At 71.7% G+C, this 19,883-nt stretch carries 19 protein-coding genes; 5 read left to right on the plus strand and 14 right to left on the minus strand.

What is annotated here, in order from left to right:
• Positions 1-9: 9 nt before the first annotated feature.
• The 4 genes from ACZ60W_RS24510 to ACZ60W_RS24525 form a co-directional block, all read right to left on the minus strand.
• Positions 10-2,067 carry a hypothetical protein gene (locus ACZ60W_RS24510; RefSeq protein ID WP_469757507.1) on the minus strand — a complete coding sequence of 686 codons (2,058 nt, stop codon included), beginning with the start codon at positions 2,065-2,067 and terminating at the stop codon, positions 10-12.
• Between the two features lie 85 nt (positions 2,068-2,152).
• The gene (locus ACZ60W_RS24515; RefSeq protein ID WP_469757508.1) at positions 2,153-3,454 is read right to left on the minus strand and encodes a hypothetical protein; all 1,302 of its coding nucleotides are present in this window, start codon (positions 3,452-3,454) and stop codon (positions 2,153-2,155) included.
• Between the two features lie 4 nt (positions 3,455-3,458).
• The gene (locus tag ACZ60W_RS24520; RefSeq protein WP_469757509.1) at positions 3,459-4,346 is read right to left on the minus strand and encodes a hypothetical protein; all 888 of its coding nucleotides are present in this window, start codon (positions 4,344-4,346) and stop codon (positions 3,459-3,461) included.
• Between the two features lie 84 nt (positions 4,347-4,430).
• Positions 4,431-6,653, minus strand: coding sequence for a major capsid protein (locus ACZ60W_RS24525; protein WP_469757510.1), 2,223 nt, complete (start codon positions 6,651-6,653; stop codon positions 4,431-4,433).
• A 341-nt stretch (positions 6,654-6,994) separates the two neighbouring features.
• Between ACZ60W_RS24525 and ACZ60W_RS24530 the strand changes: the two genes are divergently transcribed.
• The gene (locus tag ACZ60W_RS24530) at positions 6,995-7,177 is read left to right on the plus strand and encodes a hypothetical protein (RefSeq protein ID WP_469757511.1); all 183 of its coding nucleotides are present in this window, start codon (positions 6,995-6,997) and stop codon (positions 7,175-7,177) included.
• Between the two features lie 63 nt (positions 7,178-7,240).
• The gene (locus ACZ60W_RS24535) at positions 7,241-7,636 is read left to right on the plus strand and encodes a hypothetical protein (protein WP_469757512.1); all 396 of its coding nucleotides are present in this window, start codon (positions 7,241-7,243) and stop codon (positions 7,634-7,636) included.
• Positions 7,637-7,689: 53 nt separating this feature from the next.
• Here the strand turns inward: ACZ60W_RS24535 and ACZ60W_RS24540 are convergent, their stop codons facing one another.
• From ACZ60W_RS24540 to ACZ60W_RS24575, 8 genes are all read right to left on the minus strand, one after another.
• On the minus strand, positions 7,690-7,824 hold the full coding sequence (locus ACZ60W_RS24540; protein ID WP_469757513.1) for a hypothetical protein: 135 nt from the start codon (positions 7,822-7,824) through the stop codon (positions 7,690-7,692).
• 97 nt (positions 7,825-7,921) lie between these two features.
• Complete coding sequence (locus tag ACZ60W_RS24545) at positions 7,922-10,951, minus strand: phage minor head protein (RefSeq protein ID WP_469757514.1); 3,030 nt, start codon at positions 10,949-10,951, stop codon at positions 7,922-7,924.
• On the minus strand, positions 10,941-13,112 hold the full coding sequence (locus ACZ60W_RS24550; protein WP_469757515.1) for a hypothetical protein: 2,172 nt from the start codon (positions 13,110-13,112) through the stop codon (positions 10,941-10,943). Before ACZ60W_RS24550 ends, ACZ60W_RS24545 begins: the two co-directional genes overlap by 11 nt.
• Positions 13,113-13,120: 8 nt before the next feature.
• Positions 13,121-13,540 (minus strand): DUF1360 domain-containing protein, encoded by a 420-nt coding sequence (locus tag ACZ60W_RS24555; RefSeq protein WP_469757516.1) that lies wholly within the window; start codon positions 13,538-13,540, stop codon positions 13,121-13,123.
• A gap of 136 nt (positions 13,541-13,676) precedes the next feature.
• Complete coding sequence (locus tag ACZ60W_RS24560; RefSeq protein ID WP_469757517.1) at positions 13,677-14,441, minus strand: hypothetical protein; 765 nt, start codon at positions 14,439-14,441, stop codon at positions 13,677-13,679.
• A 158-nt stretch (positions 14,442-14,599) separates the two neighbouring features.
• Positions 14,600-14,836 (minus strand): hypothetical protein, encoded by a 237-nt coding sequence (locus tag ACZ60W_RS24565; RefSeq protein ID WP_469757518.1) that lies wholly within the window; start codon positions 14,834-14,836, stop codon positions 14,600-14,602.
• 94 nt (positions 14,837-14,930) lie between these two features.
• On the minus strand, positions 14,931-15,404 hold the full coding sequence (locus ACZ60W_RS24570) for a replication/maintenance protein RepL (RefSeq protein WP_469757519.1): 474 nt from the start codon (positions 15,402-15,404) through the stop codon (positions 14,931-14,933).
• Positions 15,401-15,844 carry a hypothetical protein gene (locus ACZ60W_RS24575; protein WP_469757520.1) on the minus strand — a complete coding sequence of 148 codons (444 nt, stop codon included), beginning with the start codon at positions 15,842-15,844 and terminating at the stop codon, positions 15,401-15,403. The genes ACZ60W_RS24570 and ACZ60W_RS24575 overlap by 4 nt, the downstream gene beginning before the upstream one ends.
• A gap of 750 nt (positions 15,845-16,594) precedes the next feature.
• Here ACZ60W_RS24575 and ACZ60W_RS24580 point away from each other — a divergent pair.
• The 3 genes from ACZ60W_RS24580 to ACZ60W_RS24590 are packed head-to-tail and all read left to right on the plus strand — an operon-like array spanning position 16,595 to position 17,582.
• Positions 16,595-16,960 carry a hypothetical protein gene (locus ACZ60W_RS24580; protein ID WP_469757521.1) on the plus strand — a complete coding sequence of 122 codons (366 nt, stop codon included), beginning with the start codon at positions 16,595-16,597 and terminating at the stop codon, positions 16,958-16,960.
• A 2-nt stretch (positions 16,961-16,962) separates the two neighbouring features.
• The gene (locus tag ACZ60W_RS24585) at positions 16,963-17,193 is read left to right on the plus strand and encodes a hypothetical protein (RefSeq protein ID WP_469757522.1); all 231 of its coding nucleotides are present in this window, start codon (positions 16,963-16,965) and stop codon (positions 17,191-17,193) included.
• Positions 17,190-17,582, plus strand: coding sequence for a hypothetical protein (locus ACZ60W_RS24590; RefSeq protein ID WP_469757523.1), 393 nt, complete (start codon positions 17,190-17,192; stop codon positions 17,580-17,582). The genes ACZ60W_RS24585 and ACZ60W_RS24590 overlap by 4 nt, the downstream gene beginning before the upstream one ends.
• Here the strand turns inward: ACZ60W_RS24590 and ACZ60W_RS24595 are convergent.
• Positions 17,579-19,171, minus strand: coding sequence for a terminase large subunit domain-containing protein (locus ACZ60W_RS24595; protein WP_469757546.1), 1,593 nt, complete (start codon positions 19,169-19,171; stop codon positions 17,579-17,581). The genes ACZ60W_RS24590 and ACZ60W_RS24595 overlap by 4 nt on opposite strands.
• Positions 19,172-19,396: 225 nt before the next feature.
• The gene (locus tag ACZ60W_RS24600) at positions 19,397-19,861 is read right to left on the minus strand and encodes a hypothetical protein (protein ID WP_469757524.1); all 465 of its coding nucleotides are present in this window, start codon (positions 19,859-19,861) and stop codon (positions 19,397-19,399) included.
• Between the last annotated feature and the right edge of the window lie 22 nt (positions 19,862-19,883).

Raw genomic sequence — 19,883 nt, forward strand, 5'->3', positions numbered from 1 at the left:
GCTCAATCCTTACTGGCCGGAGGGAGATTCCAGGGCCGCCACACGTGCTTCCAGGGCGGTCAGGCGCGCCGCCAGGGCGTCGTCGGTGGCGGACCGCGCAGGCACGTACAGGCCGGTGGCGTCCGCCCGGAGCGCGTTCGTGGGGCACACCGTCAGCGGCGGGAAGTGCGTGGAGCTCGCCTGGCACAGCTCGTTCACGACCAGGTCGACGGTGACCTGAGTATCCGGCTGGTCCTTCAACCGGGCGAAGGCCGGCTGGGTCTTCGCGCACGGCGCCAGCCAGGCCCCGACGACAACGGTCCCGCCGCCCTGGGGGACGTCGAACCATGCCCCGCCTTCCAGGCGGACTTCGATCGCCTCGTGGGGCTGGGGGATCTCGTCCCAGTTGTCGACGCCGGCGCGGACCTCCGTCCCGCCGCCTCCGCCTCCGGGCGGGCCGGCTTCGACCAGGGCGACGATCTCGTACGTACCGGCGCACGGCGCGACCAGGTCGGAGGCCGGGGGCGCCTGGCCCTTCGACGCGACCAGCTTCCAGTACCGGTCCCAGTCCCGGCCGGTGCCGGGACGGTCGTCGCTCCGCGAGGTGTGCGCGGCGATGCAGACGTACGACGAGCCGTCGGCCTCGACGACGTCCAGCAGCTCGTACTGGTGGTTCACCTCCCAGGGCCCCTGAGGCGTCCACGGGTTCCCGGCATCGCCCTTGTCGCCCTTGTCGCCCTTCGGGCCGACGAGCGGTACCGGGTTCGGCGGCCACTCGCCGGCGACCGGGGTGCCCTTCGGCCCGTACAGCATCGGGTGATCGGCGGGCTCGGTCCGGATGTAGAAGTCGCCGTCCTGGCCGGAGGCCCGTGGCGGCGCGTCCGTGCCGTTGAGGATCGTCAGGCCGTCCTTGCCCGCCGCACCGTCCTGGCCGGGCGCGCCCGGGGCACCGTCCTGGCCCGGGGAACCCGGGGCACCTGGCGCACCGTCCTGGCCCGGCGCACCGGGGGTGCCCGGGGCGCCGTCCTCGCCCTTGGGGCCGACGCCGCCGCGCTCGGCGATCAGTTCCCACGGCACGGTCGGCGGGGCGATGTCCGGGGGCGTCGTCTCGTTCGTCACGTACGAGGAGCCGCCGTGCTGCACGGCGCTCCCGGCCGGGTACTCGGTGCCGGGCTTCCACTGGCCCACCCACGTCCAGGCGTCGCCGCCTCCGCCGCCCGAGCCGGGGACGAGCGCCCACTCGGGGCTGGTCGTCGCCGGGGTTCCCACGGGCCGGTCGACGCGGGCGACCCACGCCTTGCCGTCGTGGGTGACGGTCACGCCGCGCTTGTAGGCGTCGCCCTGGATCCAGGCCCCGGCCCACAGCATGAACGTGTCCGTGCCGTCGTACGGCTGGTTGTCGGCGGCGACGCGGCCGCCGCCGGGCCCGGCGGGCTCGTGGCCGAACGGCGGCAGCGGCGAGGGGCCGAGCGCGGCGCGCGCGGCGGGCACGGGCGACAGCGGCGGCGGCGACAGGTCTTCGAGGAGACGCACGAGGACCAGGTCGCCGGTCATCTTCACGGAGGTGTCCGCGCCCCGGCCGAAGGTCTGCACGATCAGCTGCACCGGGTGGTTCGCGAGGAGCCGGGCACCGATGTTGATGCCCATGGAGAAGCCGCGCCCGCCGCCGAGCCGTCCGGAGCCTTCGGACAGGCGGGACGCGACCGGGGTGTCGCCCTCGTACCAGATCAGCCACGTGTCGACGTCGAGCGTGTACGTCTCGGCCCAGGTCGAGGTGAACACGAGGGTGCCGCCGAGCTCCCACAGGCCGGTGGTCTGCGGGATGAACTCGCCGTCGGAGACGGTGACGCCGGTGAGCGGCGACCCGGCGGTGACGGGGACCTTCACCGGCGAGGTGGGGGCGTCGCGCTCCTCGATGAGCAGGGAGCCGCCGACGCCACCGGGCGCGCAGTCGGCGACGGCCTCGCACAGCTTGGCCTCGTCCACGCCGAGCTTGAACGTCCCGTCGCCTCCGTCGACGACGGTCAGCGGCGCCGTGGCCTCGATCGCGCACGTGCAGCCCGTACGGCTGCGTCCACAGCATCCCATTCCGGTCCTCCCTTACTGGCGGCGGCGCCCTCACATCGAGCGGGCCGGAAGACAAGTTGTCTTCCGGCCCGGTCTCCTCGTCGTCCTACGCGTCGGTCTCGTCGGCGGGCTCGTCCGTCTTCGAGGCCGGCGCCGAGGCCAGGGCGAACCCGGGCGTGGTCGGCAGCGGGACCGTGATGGTCTGCTCCGCGTAGTGCTGGTCGTTGTCCGTCCGGTACGCCCGCACCCGGTAGGTCCGCGGGTACTTGTAGTTGTGCGTCACCGACGCGTACGTGCCGTCCTCGTTCGCGGTGACGGTCTGCTTCTGCCCGTCGCCCCAGTCGATGAGGATCGGCACGCCCTTGACCTGCGCGGGGGCGGTGACCTGCGCGGCGACCATGTTCGGCGGGATGTCCGTGCCGGTCGGCTTGGAGATGACCAGCGTCGGCTTGTCGTCGGGCAGCGGGACCGTGATCGTGACCTCCTTGCAGATCGTCGGGGTCTGCTTGTCGCAGACCTTGATGACCTTCGACCCGGCCGTGTCGTACTTGTGCGACACGCGCTGCAGGTCGCCGACCTCGACCGCAGTCCCGCCGGCCTCCCACGTGACCATGACCGGCCCGAGACCGTGGTTGTCGGCGCGCAGCCGGATCGTGTTGCGGGTGCCGTCGGCCGGGTCGGCGTCGATCGACAGATCGGCCGGTGTCGGGATGGGCCGCGGGACTTCCTGGCAGTCGCAGTCCATCTCCGGCGGCGGGAACGTCGTGACGACGAACCCGTACGGCTTGTCGCCGTCCATCGGCTTCGGCAGCGGCGCGGGCTGGCCGTCCTTGAGCATGACGTCGTACGGGCCGACGCCCCACCGGTGCCCGTTGCGGGACCGGCCGGTCGTCGTGAACGTGACGGAGTCCTCGCCGCCGATCGAGATCTCGCCCGGGGTGCCGCCCGCGACCCACGGCACGGGGATGTACGCCCACTGGCCTTCGGCCTCTTCGCCGGTGCACGCGTCCGAGGCGCCGTCGACCTGCGCCCAGATCTCGACGGCGTAGCCCTTGCGGCAGTCGACCTGGTTCGAGGCGTAGAAGCCGATGACGTTGCCCTCGTCGTCCTCGACCGTCTCGTACGTCGGGTTGATGAACCGGAACGCGGCGAAGTTGACGTTGCACCAGACGATCTCGACGGACCACCACTTGACGGTGTCGCAGCCGGCGCGCGCGAGGCACTGGCGCCCCGCGAAGTTCTTGACGTTCTTCTCCTCGGCCTCTTCGACCTCGGGCGTCAGCTTGATCGACACGAGGCCGTCGGTGACCACGGACCGGCACGGCCCGTACACGGGCCGGCCGCAGCCGTCGATCTCGGTGATGCGGATCCGGTCGCCTTCGACGATCGTGGGGCAGATCGCAGCCATCCGCCTACTCCTCTCCCTCGGCGGCCAGGCCGCTTGCTGGTGTCGTGGTGGTGGGGCACGCACAGGGCACGGCCTGGATCGCGAGGGCGAGGCAGTCCGCGGTGATGGTGTAGGTCCGCTCGGCGATGGCTCCGCGCCGGTTGGTCGAGTAGTCGAACGCTTCGTGGGCGAAGACCTCGCTGCGCCGCATGACCGGCTGGCCGGTGGCGAGGATCCAGAACCCGCCGGCCGGTGGGTCGGCGGCGGCCGGGCCCTTCCCGCCGACGAACCCGGCGCCGGGGACGACGACCGAGTCCAGGGCGGTGCGCCACAGCGGGCCGTCGCGCTCGATGACCTGGCGCTCCTTGAGGAAGGTGAACCCGCCGGGGGACACGAAGATCCAGGGCAGGCCGCTGTACCGCTGGGACGCTTCGTCCTCGATGGCGGCGACGGCCGCGACCAGGTCGACGGCCTTCGTGGGGTCGGTGGCCGGGAGCTTGATGAGGTCGGGCCGGGCCATCTGCTGCGCCCAGAAGCGGCGCTCGACCTGCAGGTCCTCTCCCCGGGCGAGGGAGGCGCGGGCCTTCTCGTCGGAGGGGAAGACGGGGCTGCGGCAGTCGACGCCGGAGATGATCGTGAACGGCGGGGCTGCGACCCGTGTCGGCTCGAACGGGGTGATCTCCTTGTCCCAGGGGATCTCGTTGCCCTCGTCGTCGGTCGGGGGGCACCACCCGTCGATGTAGCCCGTCTTGAGGTTGCAGGCTTCCGAGTGGTACTCGACGCCCCGCTGCCACACGCCGTCGGCGTCGCCCGGCACCTCCGGGATGGAGCCGATCAGGGTGTAGCGGCGAGGCGCGATGACGGGTGCCGCGACCTGGTGTCGCGGCACGTACGTGGTGACGGGTGTGGTCATGGGTGCGGCCTCCAGGCAGCCAGGTAGCGGCGGAGCCCGCCCCCGGGACTCGGGGACCCCGGGGGCGGGCTGCCGGGAGGTGGACTACTTCGAGGCCGTCTTGCCGGCGGTCAGGCCGGCGGGCGGGGCCGCCGCAGCGGTCTTCGCCGAGACGGACGTGGACGGGCCGGTGCCGGAGGCGTTGACGCCGGAGACCTCGAACTCGTACTGCGTGTCCGCAGTGAGGCCGGTGACCTCCTGCGTGTACGGGCTCGTGCCCTTGGCGACGGTCGGGCCGTCGGTCCACTGGCCGCCCGGGGTGGTGCGGTAGCGGATCTTGAAGCTGTCCGCGTCACCGGCATCCGCGCCCTTGGTGAACGCGAACTTGAGCGTCACCTTGTCCGCGGTGGGGGCCGGGTTGTCGGCCGTCAGCGCGGTGACGGCGTTCGGCACGGGCGTCTCGGGGGTGTCGGCGCACGTGATGACCTCGTGGCCGCCGCTGACGCCGTTGGGGCAGAGCGGGAAGTCGTACAGGTACTTGAGGCCGCAGCGCGAGATCAGGCACCACATGTCCTCCAGGAACATGCGCACGCGCTTGTTCTGCTGCAGGTTCTCGCGGTCGTACACCGCGTCGAGCTGCACCGAGGGGCCCTGGATCGCCGTGAACGCGCCGGCCTGGTACAGGAGGATCTGGACCCGGGACGGCCACCGCTTGGGGACGACGGCGCCGCCGATCGGGTTGTCGGGGTCGACAGCGGCGTCCTGCCACTCCCACACGTACTGCAGGCGGATGCCCCGGCTCGCGAGCCAGCGGTCGACGTCGGCGTCCGTGATGGACCACCGGTCCTGGATGCCGAGCTTCTTGCTCAAATCGCTGCGCAGGACGGCCCGCAGCCACACCGGCGCCAGGCCCTCGAACGTCGTCGTCCGCGACAGACGCTTGCGGGCGCGCAGGTGCTCGACCTGCAGCTCCAGGAAGCTGAGGATGGACTCGAACAGGCCGGGGCCGTGGGCCTTGAGGTCGTCCTCGGAGACCGTGACGAAGGCGCCGGACACGGCCTTGGTCAGGTCCAGCATCTTCTTGATCCGCTTCGCGTTCAGCGACCGGCGGTAGATGTTGAGGCCCTGGGCGATGGCTCGCTGGATCTGCGAGTCGTCGACCCGCGACAGCAGGATGTTGTCGATGACACAGACCGAGCAGGCGTCGAGGACGCACTGCTCCCAGCCGTCGGCGCACGGGATCTCGACGCAGGGCTTCTCGAAGCCCGGGTTGTTCATGTCGTCCGCCGAGAAGCAGAACGGGGTGTCCTTGAAGACGTCGGCGTAGTCGGTGGTCGCCGGCCACATCACGCCACCCTTGGTGGTCGTGATGGTCGGCAGGTCGACCATGCCGTCGAGGGTCGCCTCCAGGGGGCAGAGCTGGTTGATGATCTCCATCGGAGAACACCACGCGTAGCCGAAGCTGGCCGCGGTGAGCGAGGCGGTGGCGCCCATGCCGGCGGCGGAGCCGGCCGCGACGAGCGAGGTCTGCCGCTGCTCCAGGGCCGCGATGAGCGACCCGCCGGGCAGCAGGCGCTCGTTGGATGCGTCCTCCAGCCTCTGGAAGTCGCGCATCTGCTCCTCGACGAGGAGGCTCGGGTCGACGTGCCGGTTGAACGTGGCGATGCCGGAGCGGCCGGTGGCGTTGCCGAGGCGGGCGAGGGACTGGACCTTGTTCGCGGCGACGGAGGCGAGGACCGGCATGGACGGGATGTCCTGGCCGGAGAAGACGCCGGGGCCGTCGGAGGAGGCGACCATGCTGTAGCGCTCGTTGGCGCGGTCGACGCGGGTCGGCTGCAGCGGCTCGGTGGTCGTCCGCGTGTGGTTGCGGCGCATCCCGCCGAGCGGGGTCGCGCGGCGGCCGGACGCGGTGACGGCCTGGCCGCCGTCGCCGGTGGGTACGGTCTCGCCGCCGTCGCCGCCCTGGGCGGGGACGACTGCGGGTGCGGCGGCCTCGGGGGCGACGATCTTCGTCGCGCCGATCTTCGCGGCCAGGGCCTCGGCGGTGGCCTTGCGGGCCTCGGCGGCGCGCTCGGCCTCGATGGCCTGGACCTCGGTGTTGATGCCCTCGGATACCTCGGCGAGGTCGCTCAGGTAGGCGACCTGCTCGTCACTGATGTCGCCTTCCTCGAAGTTCACGGCGCTGGACTTCTCGCGGACGTGCTCGGCGAGCTGGGCGAGGTCGACGTCTTCGGCGGTGACGGCGGCGGCGATGAGTGCCTGACGCTGCGTGGGGGCGTCGTCTCCGGTGACCTCACGGAGACGGGACAGAAGTTCGTCCAGGTTCACGGCTCTGATGCCTTTCGGGCAGGAGTGACCAAGGCTCCAGGCCCACCAGCCATCAGAGGTGCATAAGAAGCGTATACCAGGCAATTCGGACACAACGCGCAGCGACGCGCCCAGAATGCTCCGCGCGAATGACCAGCGCGACAAGACAGCGGCCGAGCCGCCGGAAGGGCCGGGCACCCGAGGCCCGACGAGAAAGACGCTACCGCCCGCCCGGCCCGAACCCGCGCACCCGCCGCAGCGTGTCGCACTTCGCGTCCGGCCACCTGTAACGGAAGGCCCACGAGCGACGTCGACAAGGCGACGGGGCCGACCAGCGGCCCCCGGCCCGAACGGACACCACCATGAACGAGGACTGGAAGACCCTGCTGGCCGCCGCCGGCCTGGAGCCCACCGAGGACAACCGCCGCTCCCTCATCGAGGCCCTGTTCCCCGAGCACGCCGACATCGCCGAAGTCGACTACACGCCCGAGCAGATCGACGCCGCGTGGGCCGACGTCGAGCGGCGCCTGGCCGCCGGCGAGTAGCCCAGAGCACCGGCCCGGCCGAATCCACCCCGCCCGTAAGACCCGGCCCATAGGGTCGTCCCCATGACGACGACACTGTGGAACACCCTGGTCATCACCCTCAGCGGAGCCGCCGGCTTCGGCTCGCCCACCTACGGAACCGGCGGCTGGACCCGCGAACAGGCCCTCGCCGAGCAGCAGACGATCCTCGACCAGGCCGCCGCCGAGTTCCCGGCCGTCTACTCGTCCGCCGCCGCGAAGTGGCGCATCGGCGTCAAGGACGACACCGTGCACGTCCGCCCGCACCCCGGCTACATGGCCGTGCACGCCGTCTACGAGTACCCCGAGGGCGAGGACCCCGTCTTCAAGTGCATGGAGTGGCTGGACGACTTCTCCAAGCTGGCCACCGGCAAGCCGTTCCAGATGATCGTGCCGCCGACCGTGCCGCCGACCGCGCCCGGCGGCACGTTCAGCCGGTGACACGACGAGGGCCCCCGCCGAAGCGGGGGCCCGGGAGACAGATTGTCTTCCCGTCAGTCGATCGCACGCCCGGAGCGGGTGTCCATCTTCACGTATCCGCCGCCGTCGATGTTCACCGCGACCTGCGCCTCCTCAGGCGTGTTGTACGGCGTCGTCGACCCGCCCGGGGACGTGTGCACCCAGCGCACGTCGTTCTCCCCGGTCGAGTACGCCGTGCCTCCGGCCGTTACCTGCACCTGCCGGCCGCGCCCGCCGCCCCCGTTGCACCCACACCCACCGGACATCTCAGACCTCCACCTTCTGCGGCTCCTCGGCGGCCTCGGGCTCGCCGTCCTCCTGGTCCTGCTCCTCGCCTTCGGGCTGCTCACCCTCGGGCGCCTCCGGCTCCTCCGCCTCGGCCTTGGCCTCGGCGGCGGCGCCGGACTCCTCAGCGGCGTGCGCGCTCGCCTGGATCGACAGGCTGCCGATCGTCGCGACCGCCTGGCACGCCTGCGCGCGGGAGGCGGCGTTCACGTTCTGCTTTCCCGGCAGCGTCGAGTCCCCGCTGCTGCAGATCCGCTTCACCGCGTTCCACGCGGCCGCGATCGAGTGCGACTTGTCGAACCCGGTGCGCTCCTGGATGTGCTTCGCGGTGCGCTCCACGTAGTCCGGCAGGCCGCCGCCCTTCCCGGAGGCGATCAGCGCGACGAGCTGCGCGGCCGCGGTGACCTCCTTCTCCTCCGGGTCGCCGGCCTCCTCGACGATCGCCATCACGACGGCGGCCGCTTCGTCGTCGAGCGGCGGGAGATCACGCCACTCGTCGCCGTCGGCCGCCGCCGTGGTGGCCGCGGTTGCCTCGTCGCCGTCCCGGGCCTGGACGTCCGCCTCGACGGGCTCACCGCACCCGCAGCCGCCCTCGGGGGAGGCGGCTGCGGGAGTCTCTTCTACGACCGCCTCGACGTCGGCGGCGGCCGCGACGCTGCCGCCCATCGCCGTGGCGACCACGGCCGCGATCTCGGCGGCGTGCGCCGGGTGCAGGGCGACCTCGCGGACCTCCATGGCCGGCAGGCCGAGGAGCTGCACGATCCGGTCGACGTCGCCGCCGGGCACGATGACCGGGGCGGGGCCGTCGGCGGCCGCCGACGCCGCGAGCCGGTACCCGGTGCGGGACGGGTTCTGGTAGCCCGGCACGTTCACGCCGGTCGCCGCGATGAGCTCCAGGTTCCCTTCCACGGGCTCCCAGTGCCCGGAGAACCGGGACAGTCGCAGCGCCGTCATCTTGTCGGGGTCCTTGCGCACGCGGGGGATGACCTCGCCCGCGACCCAGATGCCGGTGGCGTCCTCTCCGGCGATGACGGCGGCCGCCATCGCGTTCGGGTTGTCGTAGTGCGCCACCCGCGCTTCCTGGTTGACGTACTGCGGGCCGTGGCCGATGTCCATCGTCAGCAGGCCGGGGTGGATCTGCGTGCCGTCGTCCAGGGTCAGGACCGTGGAGTCCTGGTGGAAGTTCGGGTACAGGCCCGAGGCGTTGCGCGGCGGCGGCGTGCACGTCTGCTTGATGCCGACGTGGCAGTTCGCGCCGATCATGCCGTCCCACGTGGCGAGGTAGCCGGCCACGCGGCCCTGCTGGCTGATGCGGATGCCGTGCTTGTCGCCGTTGTGCGGCGTGAACCAGGCCGAGCGGGGGCGCCACTCGTCCTCGTCGCCGATGGCGGCCGCGACCATCGAGCGGGTTCGCTGCATCACCTCGGCCGTGCTCGGCGCCTGCGTGGCCGGGGCGCCGCAGGTGCCGGGGCATCCTGCGGGCCGGGCGACGGGGACGAGGGGAAGGCCGGCGGCCGGGGCGGTCTCCGGGGCGGCGGCGCAGGCACAGGCCCCGCCGCACCCCTGTGCGCTTGCGGTAGTCGTCTTCTTCTCCTTCTCGAATGGAGCCTTGATCGAGGCGTCGTGGAACGCCTTCGCCGCGCCCCGGTAGAGCGTGGCGATGCGGGCCTTGACCTGGTTCTCCTGCTCGGGCGTGAGTCCGGTGACTCCGCCCCGGCTGCCGTTCATGGCGGCGGCCGCGCTGCTGACGCCGTTCCATACGGCGCGTAGCTCGCCGCCGATGACCGTGGCGAACGGCAGCTTGTACGAGGACGGCGGCGCGTCCGGGTCGTGCCACAGGAAGGCGCGCCCGAACTTCTTCGCGTCGAGGTTCCCGTCCTTGTCCGTCGCCCACTTCCGCACGGCGGCGCGGGCGGCGTCGCCGTCCCACGGCGTCTCGCGCGGGGCGAACGGCAAGTTGGTCGCGGCGCTGACGGCCGCCGTGGTGCTGCTCATCGAGCTCTCCTTCGCGGCTGCCGCCACCGTGATCACGGGGACGACTCTGACACTGCATCGGCAGTTGATGACGTTCCCGGCTGCTCCGTTCGGGTCGCCGGGGTACCGCAGGGCCTCGCCGCCGACCTGGAACGGCTCGTCGAGCGCGACCTCCTGGCCGTCCGCCAGGCGGTGCGCCTCGCGGACGCGGTCGTCGAGCTCGCCGGTCGCCGGGTCCCGTGTGGCCACCCACTGCTTGCGGGCGTCCGCGCGGCCGCTGGTCTGCTCCGAGGTCTGGCCGGCGTCGTAGGCGCCCGAGCTCTCGGTGTTCGTGGTCTCGGTGACCGCCGTGGTGGCGGCCTCCGACCGCCACGGCCGTCCCTGCTCCTCGGCGCTCTGCGCGCGGGCGCGGGCGAGCGCGTCGAGGGCACGGCGGACGTCGTCGGGGAGCTCCGGGCCGGGCCGGGTCGGCGGGCGGCCGCGCACCGGGCGGCCCTCGGCACGGTCGAGTTCGCCCATCGCGGCGCGGCGGGCGGCGTCGGACAGGTCCGCGGTGGCCACGATCCGCCGGTACTCGGCCATCGCGTCGCGGGTGCCCCGGCCGGGGGCGTCGATGGTGAGGACGTCCTCCAGGCGGCGGCGGGCCAGGTCCTCGGGCTCCTGCCGGGTCTGGGACTCCGTCAGCGTCTGCTGGGCGGCGGCCCACACGCGGCGCAGCCAGCCGCCGCCGCCGATGCGCTGCGAGGCGGCGTCCCCGGCGCGCTGCACGTCGGCCGGGGCCGGGTCGTGCCCGGCGGTGTCCCGGTAGGAGCGCCGGTAGACGCGCTCGACGACCGGCCGGATCAGCCGATCGACGGTGGCGCGCCACAGGCCCTCGCCGGGCCAGTTCCGCATGTCGGGGGCGCCTGCGGCGACGAGGACGCCGTCGGCCGGCGGGGCCTTGCCGTCCAGGACGGCGCGGCGCGCGGCGTCGAGGTAGAGCGTCATCGCCTCGACGATGGCGCTCTCCAGCTCCCGTTCGTCCTGCTCACGCGGCATACGTGTCCGCCTCCGCCTCCGCTGTCTGCTCCAGCGCCATCACGAGGTAGTCGCGGTGGTGCGGCACGCCCTCGGACAACAGGGCGCGCACGTACCGGTCGACGGTGTCGACCATCCACAGCTGATCGGGCACGAGGGCGGTCAGCTCGCGGTGCGCGCCCTGCAGCATCGCCGGGTGCCAGTTCGCCTGCGCCTTGAGGTGCGTGTGGATCTGCGACAGCGGCACGTTCTGCAGCGCGCCCCGGTAGGACCGGCCGTAGGAGTTGAGGAGCCACTGCCCGGAGCGTTCCAGGGCGCGCATGACACCGAACTCCATGAACCGCATCTGCCACTCGTCGCTGGACGCGGCGATGGCGGCCGCGGTGATCGGCGACACCGTGTCGTCGACGAGCTCACCCTCGACCTCGTCCTCGATCTCGTCGTCTTCCTGCGCGCCGTCCTCGGCCGGGAGACAATCTGTCTCCGGGCCTTCGGCTGCCGGAAGGTCGTGGTCGTCGTCGTCTTCGTCCTCGGCGGCCGGAGGCTCGGCAGCGCTCGTGAGGCCGGGGCGCTGGCCCGGCACGGACGGCTCGGCCGGGATGACAGGCTTCGCGGTGGCGGGGTCCTGCTGCTCGTCGGCGTCGGCGGCCGGCTCGGTGCCCGGCGGCAGCGCCTTCGTGTCGCCGTCCTGCTCCTCGTCGTCGACGCGCTCCAGTTCGGCGGACTGCGCGGGGACCTGCACGACGGCGGGCGCCGGGTCGTCGACCTCGATGCCGAGCCTGCGGAGGAGCTGCGGGGCGAGCTGCGCGTTCGTCAGGATGACCCGCTCGATCAGGCGCCGGTCGCGCTCGTCGGGCTCGGCCATGTCCTCCTTGTCGAAGCCGAGCTCGCGTACGTACGCCTCGTCCGACAGCAGGTCCTTGGCCTTCTCGGCCTCGGCCGACCGGTCGGGGCGCTGCGCGAGGGCGCTGACGTCGTATCCGATGCCGAACCGCTCGGGGTTCGGGTAGCCGAGCTGCTTGAGCATCGGCTGGTAGAAGTGGGCGGTCAGCGCCTCGCAGATCAGCTCGACCCGGGGCGACACGGCGACCTGGATCGCCTCGTCCTTGATCAAAAAGCTGTTCCAGTACGTGCCGTTCCCGAGGCCGAGGAGGATCTCGGCCGGGATCGACAGGCCGGTCGCGAGCCGCTTGATCGACCGCTCCAGCAGCTCGCCGACTCGCTCGTCGAACGGTGTCGCGAAAGTGAAATGCTTCATCGCGTTGATCGACTCGGCCGGGCCCGTCAGCACGAGCGGCGCGAGCGCGGACGCGAGGCCCCGGTCCTTGAGCGGCGCGATCATCGACTGCATCAGCGCGGCCACGACCGGGCTGGAGTTCAGCGGGTTCGGCCCGTCGGACGTGTCGGCGCCGGCGGGGGCCAGGTCGTCGGGGATGCCGAGGAGACCAGCGCCGGCGAGGCGCGAGTCTGCGGAGGCGTTGATGTGCGCGGACAGGCCGAGGATCTGCCGGAGCACGCCGCGCAGGGCGATGATCGCCGAGTCCGGGTCGATGGCCCGCCGGGCGTGGGGCTGCCACAGGCGGATCAGCGCCGAGGGGTCGCCCTTGTCGTCGCGGCCGCCGAGGTTGAGCGGCACCCACTCGATCGTGTCGGGCAGCTGCACCTCGGCGCGGCCGTCGATGCCAGTGCGGATCTCGTCGTTGCTCGCGGCCAGCCACCGGCGCTTGCGGGTCCGCGGGTCGGTGAACCCGGTCAGGAAGCTCTCGCCGGGGATCTCCAGGTGCGTCACCCAGCGGCGCATCATCTCCGCTTGGCCGACGCCGGAGCCGAACAGCTCCTCAAGCGGCTGCAGGAGCGTCGCCGCGTCCTTGTCGTCCTCGTCGACCGGGTCGGGCACGGTCGAGCCGTCGGGGTCGATCTCGCCGACGTAGAGGCGGACGCGGGAGCAGGCGTTGGCGAGCCAGTCCGTTCCGGAGCGCAGCTCGGGGACTTCGTCGTAGCGGTCCCACGCCTCGGGCTGCCACGGGGCGCGCCGGGAGGTGACGGCGTGGACCTGGTCCTGCGAGACGAGGGCGGCCGAGGCGAGGATGCGGGTCCGTCCGGTGTCGACGACCTCGCCGGTCTCCTCGGAGAGTTCCGGCTGCGACACCTCGTGCCGCTTCCACTTCGGCATGATGCCCATGTGCGACCTCAGCCCGTCGTCGTCTGGCCAGGTACGTCCGCGAGGGTCGAGACCACGCGCACCGACGCGGTGTCAGGCACGTGATGGACGAGGTGTCTCACCGGCGGCGGGGAGTCCAGCCACGAGGTGATGATGCCGGTGAGCCACGACAGGGCCAGCACGGCGGCGGGGACCTTGAACCAGGCGGTATCGCCGAGGGTGTAGGCGCCGGCGACGACGACGGCGGAGACCCACATGCTCGTACACCAGGTGCACGAGATGAGTTCGGAGACGAAGCCGCTGATCCGGCGGATCCCGCCGTCAGGTTTGCGCACGCGGGCGTGGATTCGGCTGCGGAGCGGCTTGGTGATCTCGTCGTCAACGACGAGTCGGGACAGGCGCAGGATGGCGCCGAGCGCGAGAGCATACGTCAACAGGAGTGCGGCCACCCTCAGAGCATATGACCCGTTGCGCGCATTATGCCCGATTCATGGCCGTGTGCCGGGATTTCTCACCCCGTGCGCGTGTCGCCACACACAGAGGGGCCGGACCACCCCCCGGTGGCCCGGCCCCCTCCGTACGCGCCTACGCCTTGGGCATCCCCGGCACGTGCTCCCGCAGCATCTCCAGCATGTGAACCGGATGAATCGCCGGCTGCGACGCCGGCAGCCGGAGGAAGTTCACGCCCTCGGTCAGCGGCTCAAAGTCCGCCAGGCCCTCGCGGACCAGCCCCCATTCCTCGTTGTACGACAGGGACCACGTGGCCTCATCGGTCCGCAGCGTCAGCACGCCCTCTCCCAGATCCGCGCGATCCCCCAGGCGCATCGCGATCTGACTCAGGGTCTCCTCCTCGTCGCGCGGCAGCGGCACCAGCCGCTCGGGCTCGCAGCCGAGCGCCCGGAACATCTCCCCGAGCGCTTCCCGGCCGTCGGCCGCCGGATTGTCGCGGACCTCCCCGAGCGCGGCGATCAGGTCGAGCGGGTTGACCGCGGTGATGTCACCGCGCACCGCCGCCCGGTCGATGGCCCACGCCAGCTTCGTGGCGATCTCCTGCACCTTCCCGAGGAGCACCGCGACGGCGGCGACCATCGTCCGCGCGTCCTGCGCCGCGTACACCGACCACTCGTCGTCCAGGACCTCCGTCGCGGCGCCCGCGACCTGCGCCGCCCCCACGAGCACGTCCAGCCCGTACGCGGGGTGCGCCGACCGCTCCTTGACGAGGAACTGCACGTGCGCCACCGCGTCGTGCGCCAGATCCGCGCCGGCCATGTCCACCTTCACGGCGCGCCGCACCTCGATGGCCATGTCCGTCATCGCGTCGCCCTCGGGGGCGTTGTCCATCTTGCTCATCAGCTCTGTCTCTCTGTCAGAAGGGAGTGGAGGTCCAGCACCTCGTGATCCTTCCGGTCGCTTGCCGTGGCGGCGGCACGACCCTTCTACCAGCGCGCGACAGAGCCGGGAGCACGTTCCGGCCAGCTGCCCTCGATCGAGAACCGGGGCGTCAGCCTCTACGCCGGTGCGGTGCCGAACAGGGCGGCTTGCTCGAAGGCCATCCCCGGCAGCGGCTCCTGGACGATCGCGGCCGACGCCAGCGTCACGTGCTGCATCGAGCCCGAGCAGAGCACGAGGTCCCGGCGGCGCCGCTTGTGGTCGACGATCGACACGATGCCGGCGTGCCGGGTGTCGTGTGCGGCGACCTTCTCCCCGCACACGGGGCACTTCACGCGGGGCAGGGTTCCCGCCACGGTGCTCACCTCCTCGGAGACAGATTGTCTTCGGCGTGCTCATAGCTCAGCGATCCGACTCGGGAGTCGGATCGCTGAGCGGATCGTCATGCGGTCAGCCGACGAGGCGGAGCATCGGCAGCTCCTCCTCGGGCAGCGGCAGCTCCTCGCCGCCGTCCGGGTCCGGGTCGAAGCCGGTGCCCGAGCGGGAGTCGGAGCCGCGGGTGCGGATCGTCTTCGTCGGGAACGTCACCGGCCATACGTAGGTGGCCGGGTCGTGCAGGTGGTTCACCATGTGGGCGATCGACTCGTACGCCGCGAAGGACGGGTTGATCAGGATGACGCCGCGCTTCGCGCCCTGCGGGTGGACGAGGCCACGGTCCTTGAGCTCGTCGAGCGCGCGGGACACGGTGGACTCCGTGAGTCCCAGCCGCTCGGCGATGTCCTTCTGCTTGAGCCGGACGATGCCCGTGTACTCCTGGCGGCTCTGCAGTATGTTCCAGACCTTCGTACCGGTCTTGGTCAGCTCCGCGTCCGCCATCGTCTCGAAGAAGTCGGGGTGCCGGACGCCGCTGATGCGCTCGGTCATGACTGCCGCCTTCCCTTCGGAATCGTGATCGTGCGGTTCTCCAGCTCGCCGGACATGCTCCGCAGGAGCGCGTGGTGCTTGTCGCTGCGGAACCGGTACGAGGCTAGCGGGTTGAGCTGGATGACCTTCTTCCTCGCGGGCCACGCAAGGTTGTGGCCGTCGAGCTGCTTGAGGGCCTTGCTCACCGCTCCCTGCGAGACCTCCAGTGTCTCGGCGAGGTCCTTCTGCGTGCCGTGCACCTGGCCCGTCTCGTCGTGGGTGCCGACGAGGTGCGTGAAGAGGGCTCCGGCCGCCGGGGACAGCCGGAAGCTCGGCAGGCTCATCCACAGGTCGTGGTCCATGTTGATGTGCTGCTTCGACGGGAAGCCGTACGACCGCTTCCGGCCGTCGAAGGAGACCATGCCGCCGGACTGGGAGACCCGGTCAAGGGCCTCGACCATCGCCCTCGCGCGGTCGGTGACCTCAGGCTGCGGCGCCGGGGCAGGTACTACGGCGGGAGCCTGCGGGAGGCCCCTCGTGGGAAGCGCTGGAATATTCCTCCGGCGCGCTGCTGCGGCCAATGACCTGCCCCTCTGTGCTTGATCCGTATACAGATCTTAGCAGAATCGGCAAGATTTGCAGACTCCGGCGCGCGGTTCTTGCGGCCGCCGCAGTATTCCGCTACTGGAATACTCCCGGGGTCTCCAGGCCCTCGAATATTCCCCCTGGTGGAATGTTCCCCACGGCAAACCCGCAGGTCACAGCGTTGCCGCTCCCGGAAGCCTTCTGTAAGACACCCACCACCGGGGCCATGCTGGAATCCTCACAGCGGCCTCCACTCGGCGAGGTCCAAGCCTCGCAGGCAGCAGCAGCCGACGCATCATGCCGCGCCGAGGCCGGCGGCCGCGAGGGACCCCTACGGCCGTCGTGCGGCGGCGCCTGCCCCTGCTCCGCTCCGGCCCGGGGGGCCGGTGCTCGCGAAGGCGCTCCCCGTCTATCCGGGACAGGCCGGCGGTGGCCGCGGTACCTCCGCACGCCGTCGCGCACCGTGCAGCCCGGCGGGGGTGACCTGGTGGGGGCCGAGGTCCAAGGGGGCTGCCTGTAACGACGCATCAGGGACCAACCGATAGTGGGGGAGTCGGGCAGGCTGAACGGGGCTTAGGCGGCCGTGTAGGGCCTCTACCAGGGCACTTGGGCCCTACGCTTGCCGCATGACCTACGTGGAAGCCGTCGGGGACCATGTCCACTCGCGGACCCCGGCCGGAGGCCAGCGCTGCCACCGCACCACCAGGCCGTGCCTCTACCCCAACCTCCCCGCCCGCCACCCTCTGCCGGACACCGAAGACCAGGAGCCGGGCGACTTCCTCGACGCCATCCACGCGGCGATCGACCAGATGCGCACCGAGCACCTGCGCCGCCGCACCCAGCCACCGGCCGAGATCGACCCGTACACAGCCGCCCGCCTCGTGCTGTGGGAGCACGGCATCACAGCGCCCGGCGCGGTCGCCGCGTACTTCCCCGAGCTGATTCCGTCCGGTTCCCGCCCTCCGTCACCCGTCCGGCCGGTACCGTCCTGACCATGGTCTCCCCCTTGAAGGACAGCGTGCAGGACCTCACCGCCGCTGGACTCCTCGACTCCCTGCGCGACTTCCTCGACAAGAACCCCGACGCCGGCGCCCTGCCGGTCGTCACCATCGAGGAGGGCCGCCTGATCAACGTCGGCCGCGTCGACCTCTCCACGCTCCACGGGGGCCTGGTGCTCCTGCAGGGCCGCGACTACGACCGGCCCCGGAAGGACACCCCCGCATGAGCAGCGAGACCGCCCCGATCACCGACCCGGCCGACATCACCGCGCTCGACGCCGCCGGGGTCTGGTCCTTCCTCAACCCGCGCCTCGAAGAGGCCCAGGACGAGAGCTCCGGCCACTACCCCGAGCGTGACAGCTACCGCGCGTCCGGCGCCGCCGCCACCCTCGCGTCCTTGTTCCACGAGCAGCTGCTCCAGGCCCTCGAAGACCACCGCACCGTCCGCGTCAACCCTCACGCCACGGTCGCCGAGCACCGGAGTGCCGAGGCGGCCGTCACCGCCTCGTGGAACGCGCTCCACGAAGCGGCCTCCTGGTGGTTCGACGAGAACGGCCACCACCCGTCGTGGTCGCGGCGCTGGGCCAAGATCGAGCCCGCTCCCGCCCCGGCCTAGTCGATCCGCGTGGCCGCCCACCCGGACGGCTGGATGTCCTCGATCCGCGCGGGCCCGCGCTTGACCCGGGACAGGACCTCGTCCATGCCCGGCACCGGCAGCAGCTCGTAGGCGAGGTACACGGCCGCGTCCAGCTCACCGGGCGAGTCCGGGTCGGTGGGCTGCCACGTCGTCCACTTGCCCTCCAGGCCGATCAGGCGCGCACCGAACCGGATGCGGTCCTCCTCCAGCTGCGTCGCGATCGGCTCCGCGCGCAAGAGCTTGCCCTGCTTCGCGCGCACCAGCTCGATCCGCGGGGGCAGCCGGTTGTACGGGTTGTCCTCGGCGGCCGCGCCCTCGTGGGATTCCTCCCACTCCTGCAGCAGCGCCACCCACGCGGTGCGCACCAGCGTCTTGGGCATGTCGCCGCCGAAGTTGGCCTCCATCACGATCCGGTCCGCGCCGATCTCGGCCGCCAGCTCGCAGACCGCGCGCGGCCACTTCGTGGCCGGCATCCGCTTCGTCCGGTCGTGCGTCCAGTACAGCCGCTTGTCCGTGCCGAGGAAGCCGCCGACGATGCCGACCGTGTCGCGGCCGCCGCCGGCCGGGTCGACGGCCACGGCCGCCTTCATCTTCTCCGGCAGGCCCGTCAGGTGCGTGCGCTGGCGGATCAGCTCGTCCGTGACGAGCGCGCCCTCGACGGGCTTCGGGTCGCCCTGGTACAGCGAGCCCCAGCCCCGGGCGTTCGTCCCGGACTTCTTCTTCTCCCAGTGCCGCGTCAGCTTGGCGGTGTCCTCGGGCGTGATCCGCGGGTGCGGCAGCGGCTCGCCGTGCTCCCGGCCGAGGGGGTCGCCGTGCTTCTGGATCGTCAGGTCGCAGATCGCCGGCAGGTGGATGACCGTCCACTCGCCGCCTTCCTCGGCGCGTCCCTCGCGCTCCAGGAGGCGTCCGGCGAGGTCGTCCTCGTGCCACCTGGTCATGATCAGCACCGTGGCGCCGTCGGGTGCCAGACGCGACGACAGGTCGTCCTTGTACGCGGCGTCCGTCGCGTCGCGGAACGTCACCGAGTCGGCCTCCGCGCGGGACTTCACCGGGTCGTCGATGATCAGCAGGTCCGCGCTGTGGCCGGTGACCGAACCGCCGATGCCGACCGTGCGCATCCCGCCGCCGGTCTCAAGAGCGAAGTCGTGGGCCGCGCTCTGCCCGGCGTCGAGCTTCAACCCGAACTCGGCGCCGTGGTCCTGGAGCAGGCGGCGCACCGCGCGGCCGCGCTGGATCGCGAGCAGCGACCCGTACGAGGCCACGATCAGCTTGTCCTCGGGGGCGTTCACCAGCCACCAGAACGGGCCCCACACGGCAGCCGTGATGGACTTGCCGACCTGCGGCGGCGTCGTGATCAGCAGCTTCCGGGACGGGGTCTCGCCGGTGCGGAGCTTGACGAACTCGCGGCTGATGAGGTCGAGGTGCGTGCGCCGGACGTACTTCGGGTCCAGGCCATAGGCGAGGGTCGCCGGGTCGCGCTTCAAGGACTCGGTGGTCTCGGCCAGGGCCTTGGTGTACGCCTCGAACAGCTCCAGGTCGTTCAGCCCGTCGGCCATCTGGTCGAGCATCACCGTCACCGCACACACCACCCGATCTGTACCGCTATGTACCGATCTGGTCAGCGTAAGACGGGCACGGCGCGCCCTGTAAGAGGCCGGGCCGCCCACCAGGAGTAAATGTGTGCGTTGACCCGCGAACACCCCGGAGAACGCCCTGTAGACCCCCGCCGGACCCCGGCACACAGAAGGGCCCGGGAGACAAGTTGTCTCCCGGTCCCCAGTCGCTTCGGTCGCTCAGTCCCGGCGCAGCGCCGCCCGGATCCGCGCCGCCCGTATCGTGCCGATCTCCCGCTGCAGCCGGCCCAGCTTCGCCGCCCGGCCGTGCAGCACCCTGTTCGTCCAGTCCATCTCGTGCGCCTCGTCCTCCGCCAGCGCCTCCGCCATCAGCAGCGCCCACGACGTCACCGTGAACGCCACCGGCCACCCGCAGCCGAGCGCCGCGTCCTCGGCAAGGTCGATCACCGTCCGGGGGCCGGAGAACACCGGCACCTCGCACGCCGCGTGCTCGATCAGCATCCTCGACGGCCGCCCGTCGTCACACCCGGGGCAGACCGGCGTCCCGATCCCCGACGGGATGTGCTCCAGCCACCGCAGGCCGCGGTGCTCGTTCCCGCACTCGATGCAGCACCGGTTCTCCTTCGGCAGGTCATACGGCAGCGGGCCCCGGCTGAACAGCTCGGGCCGAATGATGATCGTCATCGTGGTGCCTCTCTCTGGAAAG

The sequence above is a fragment of the Streptomyces sp. NPDC104202 genome, assembly GCF_055584185.1.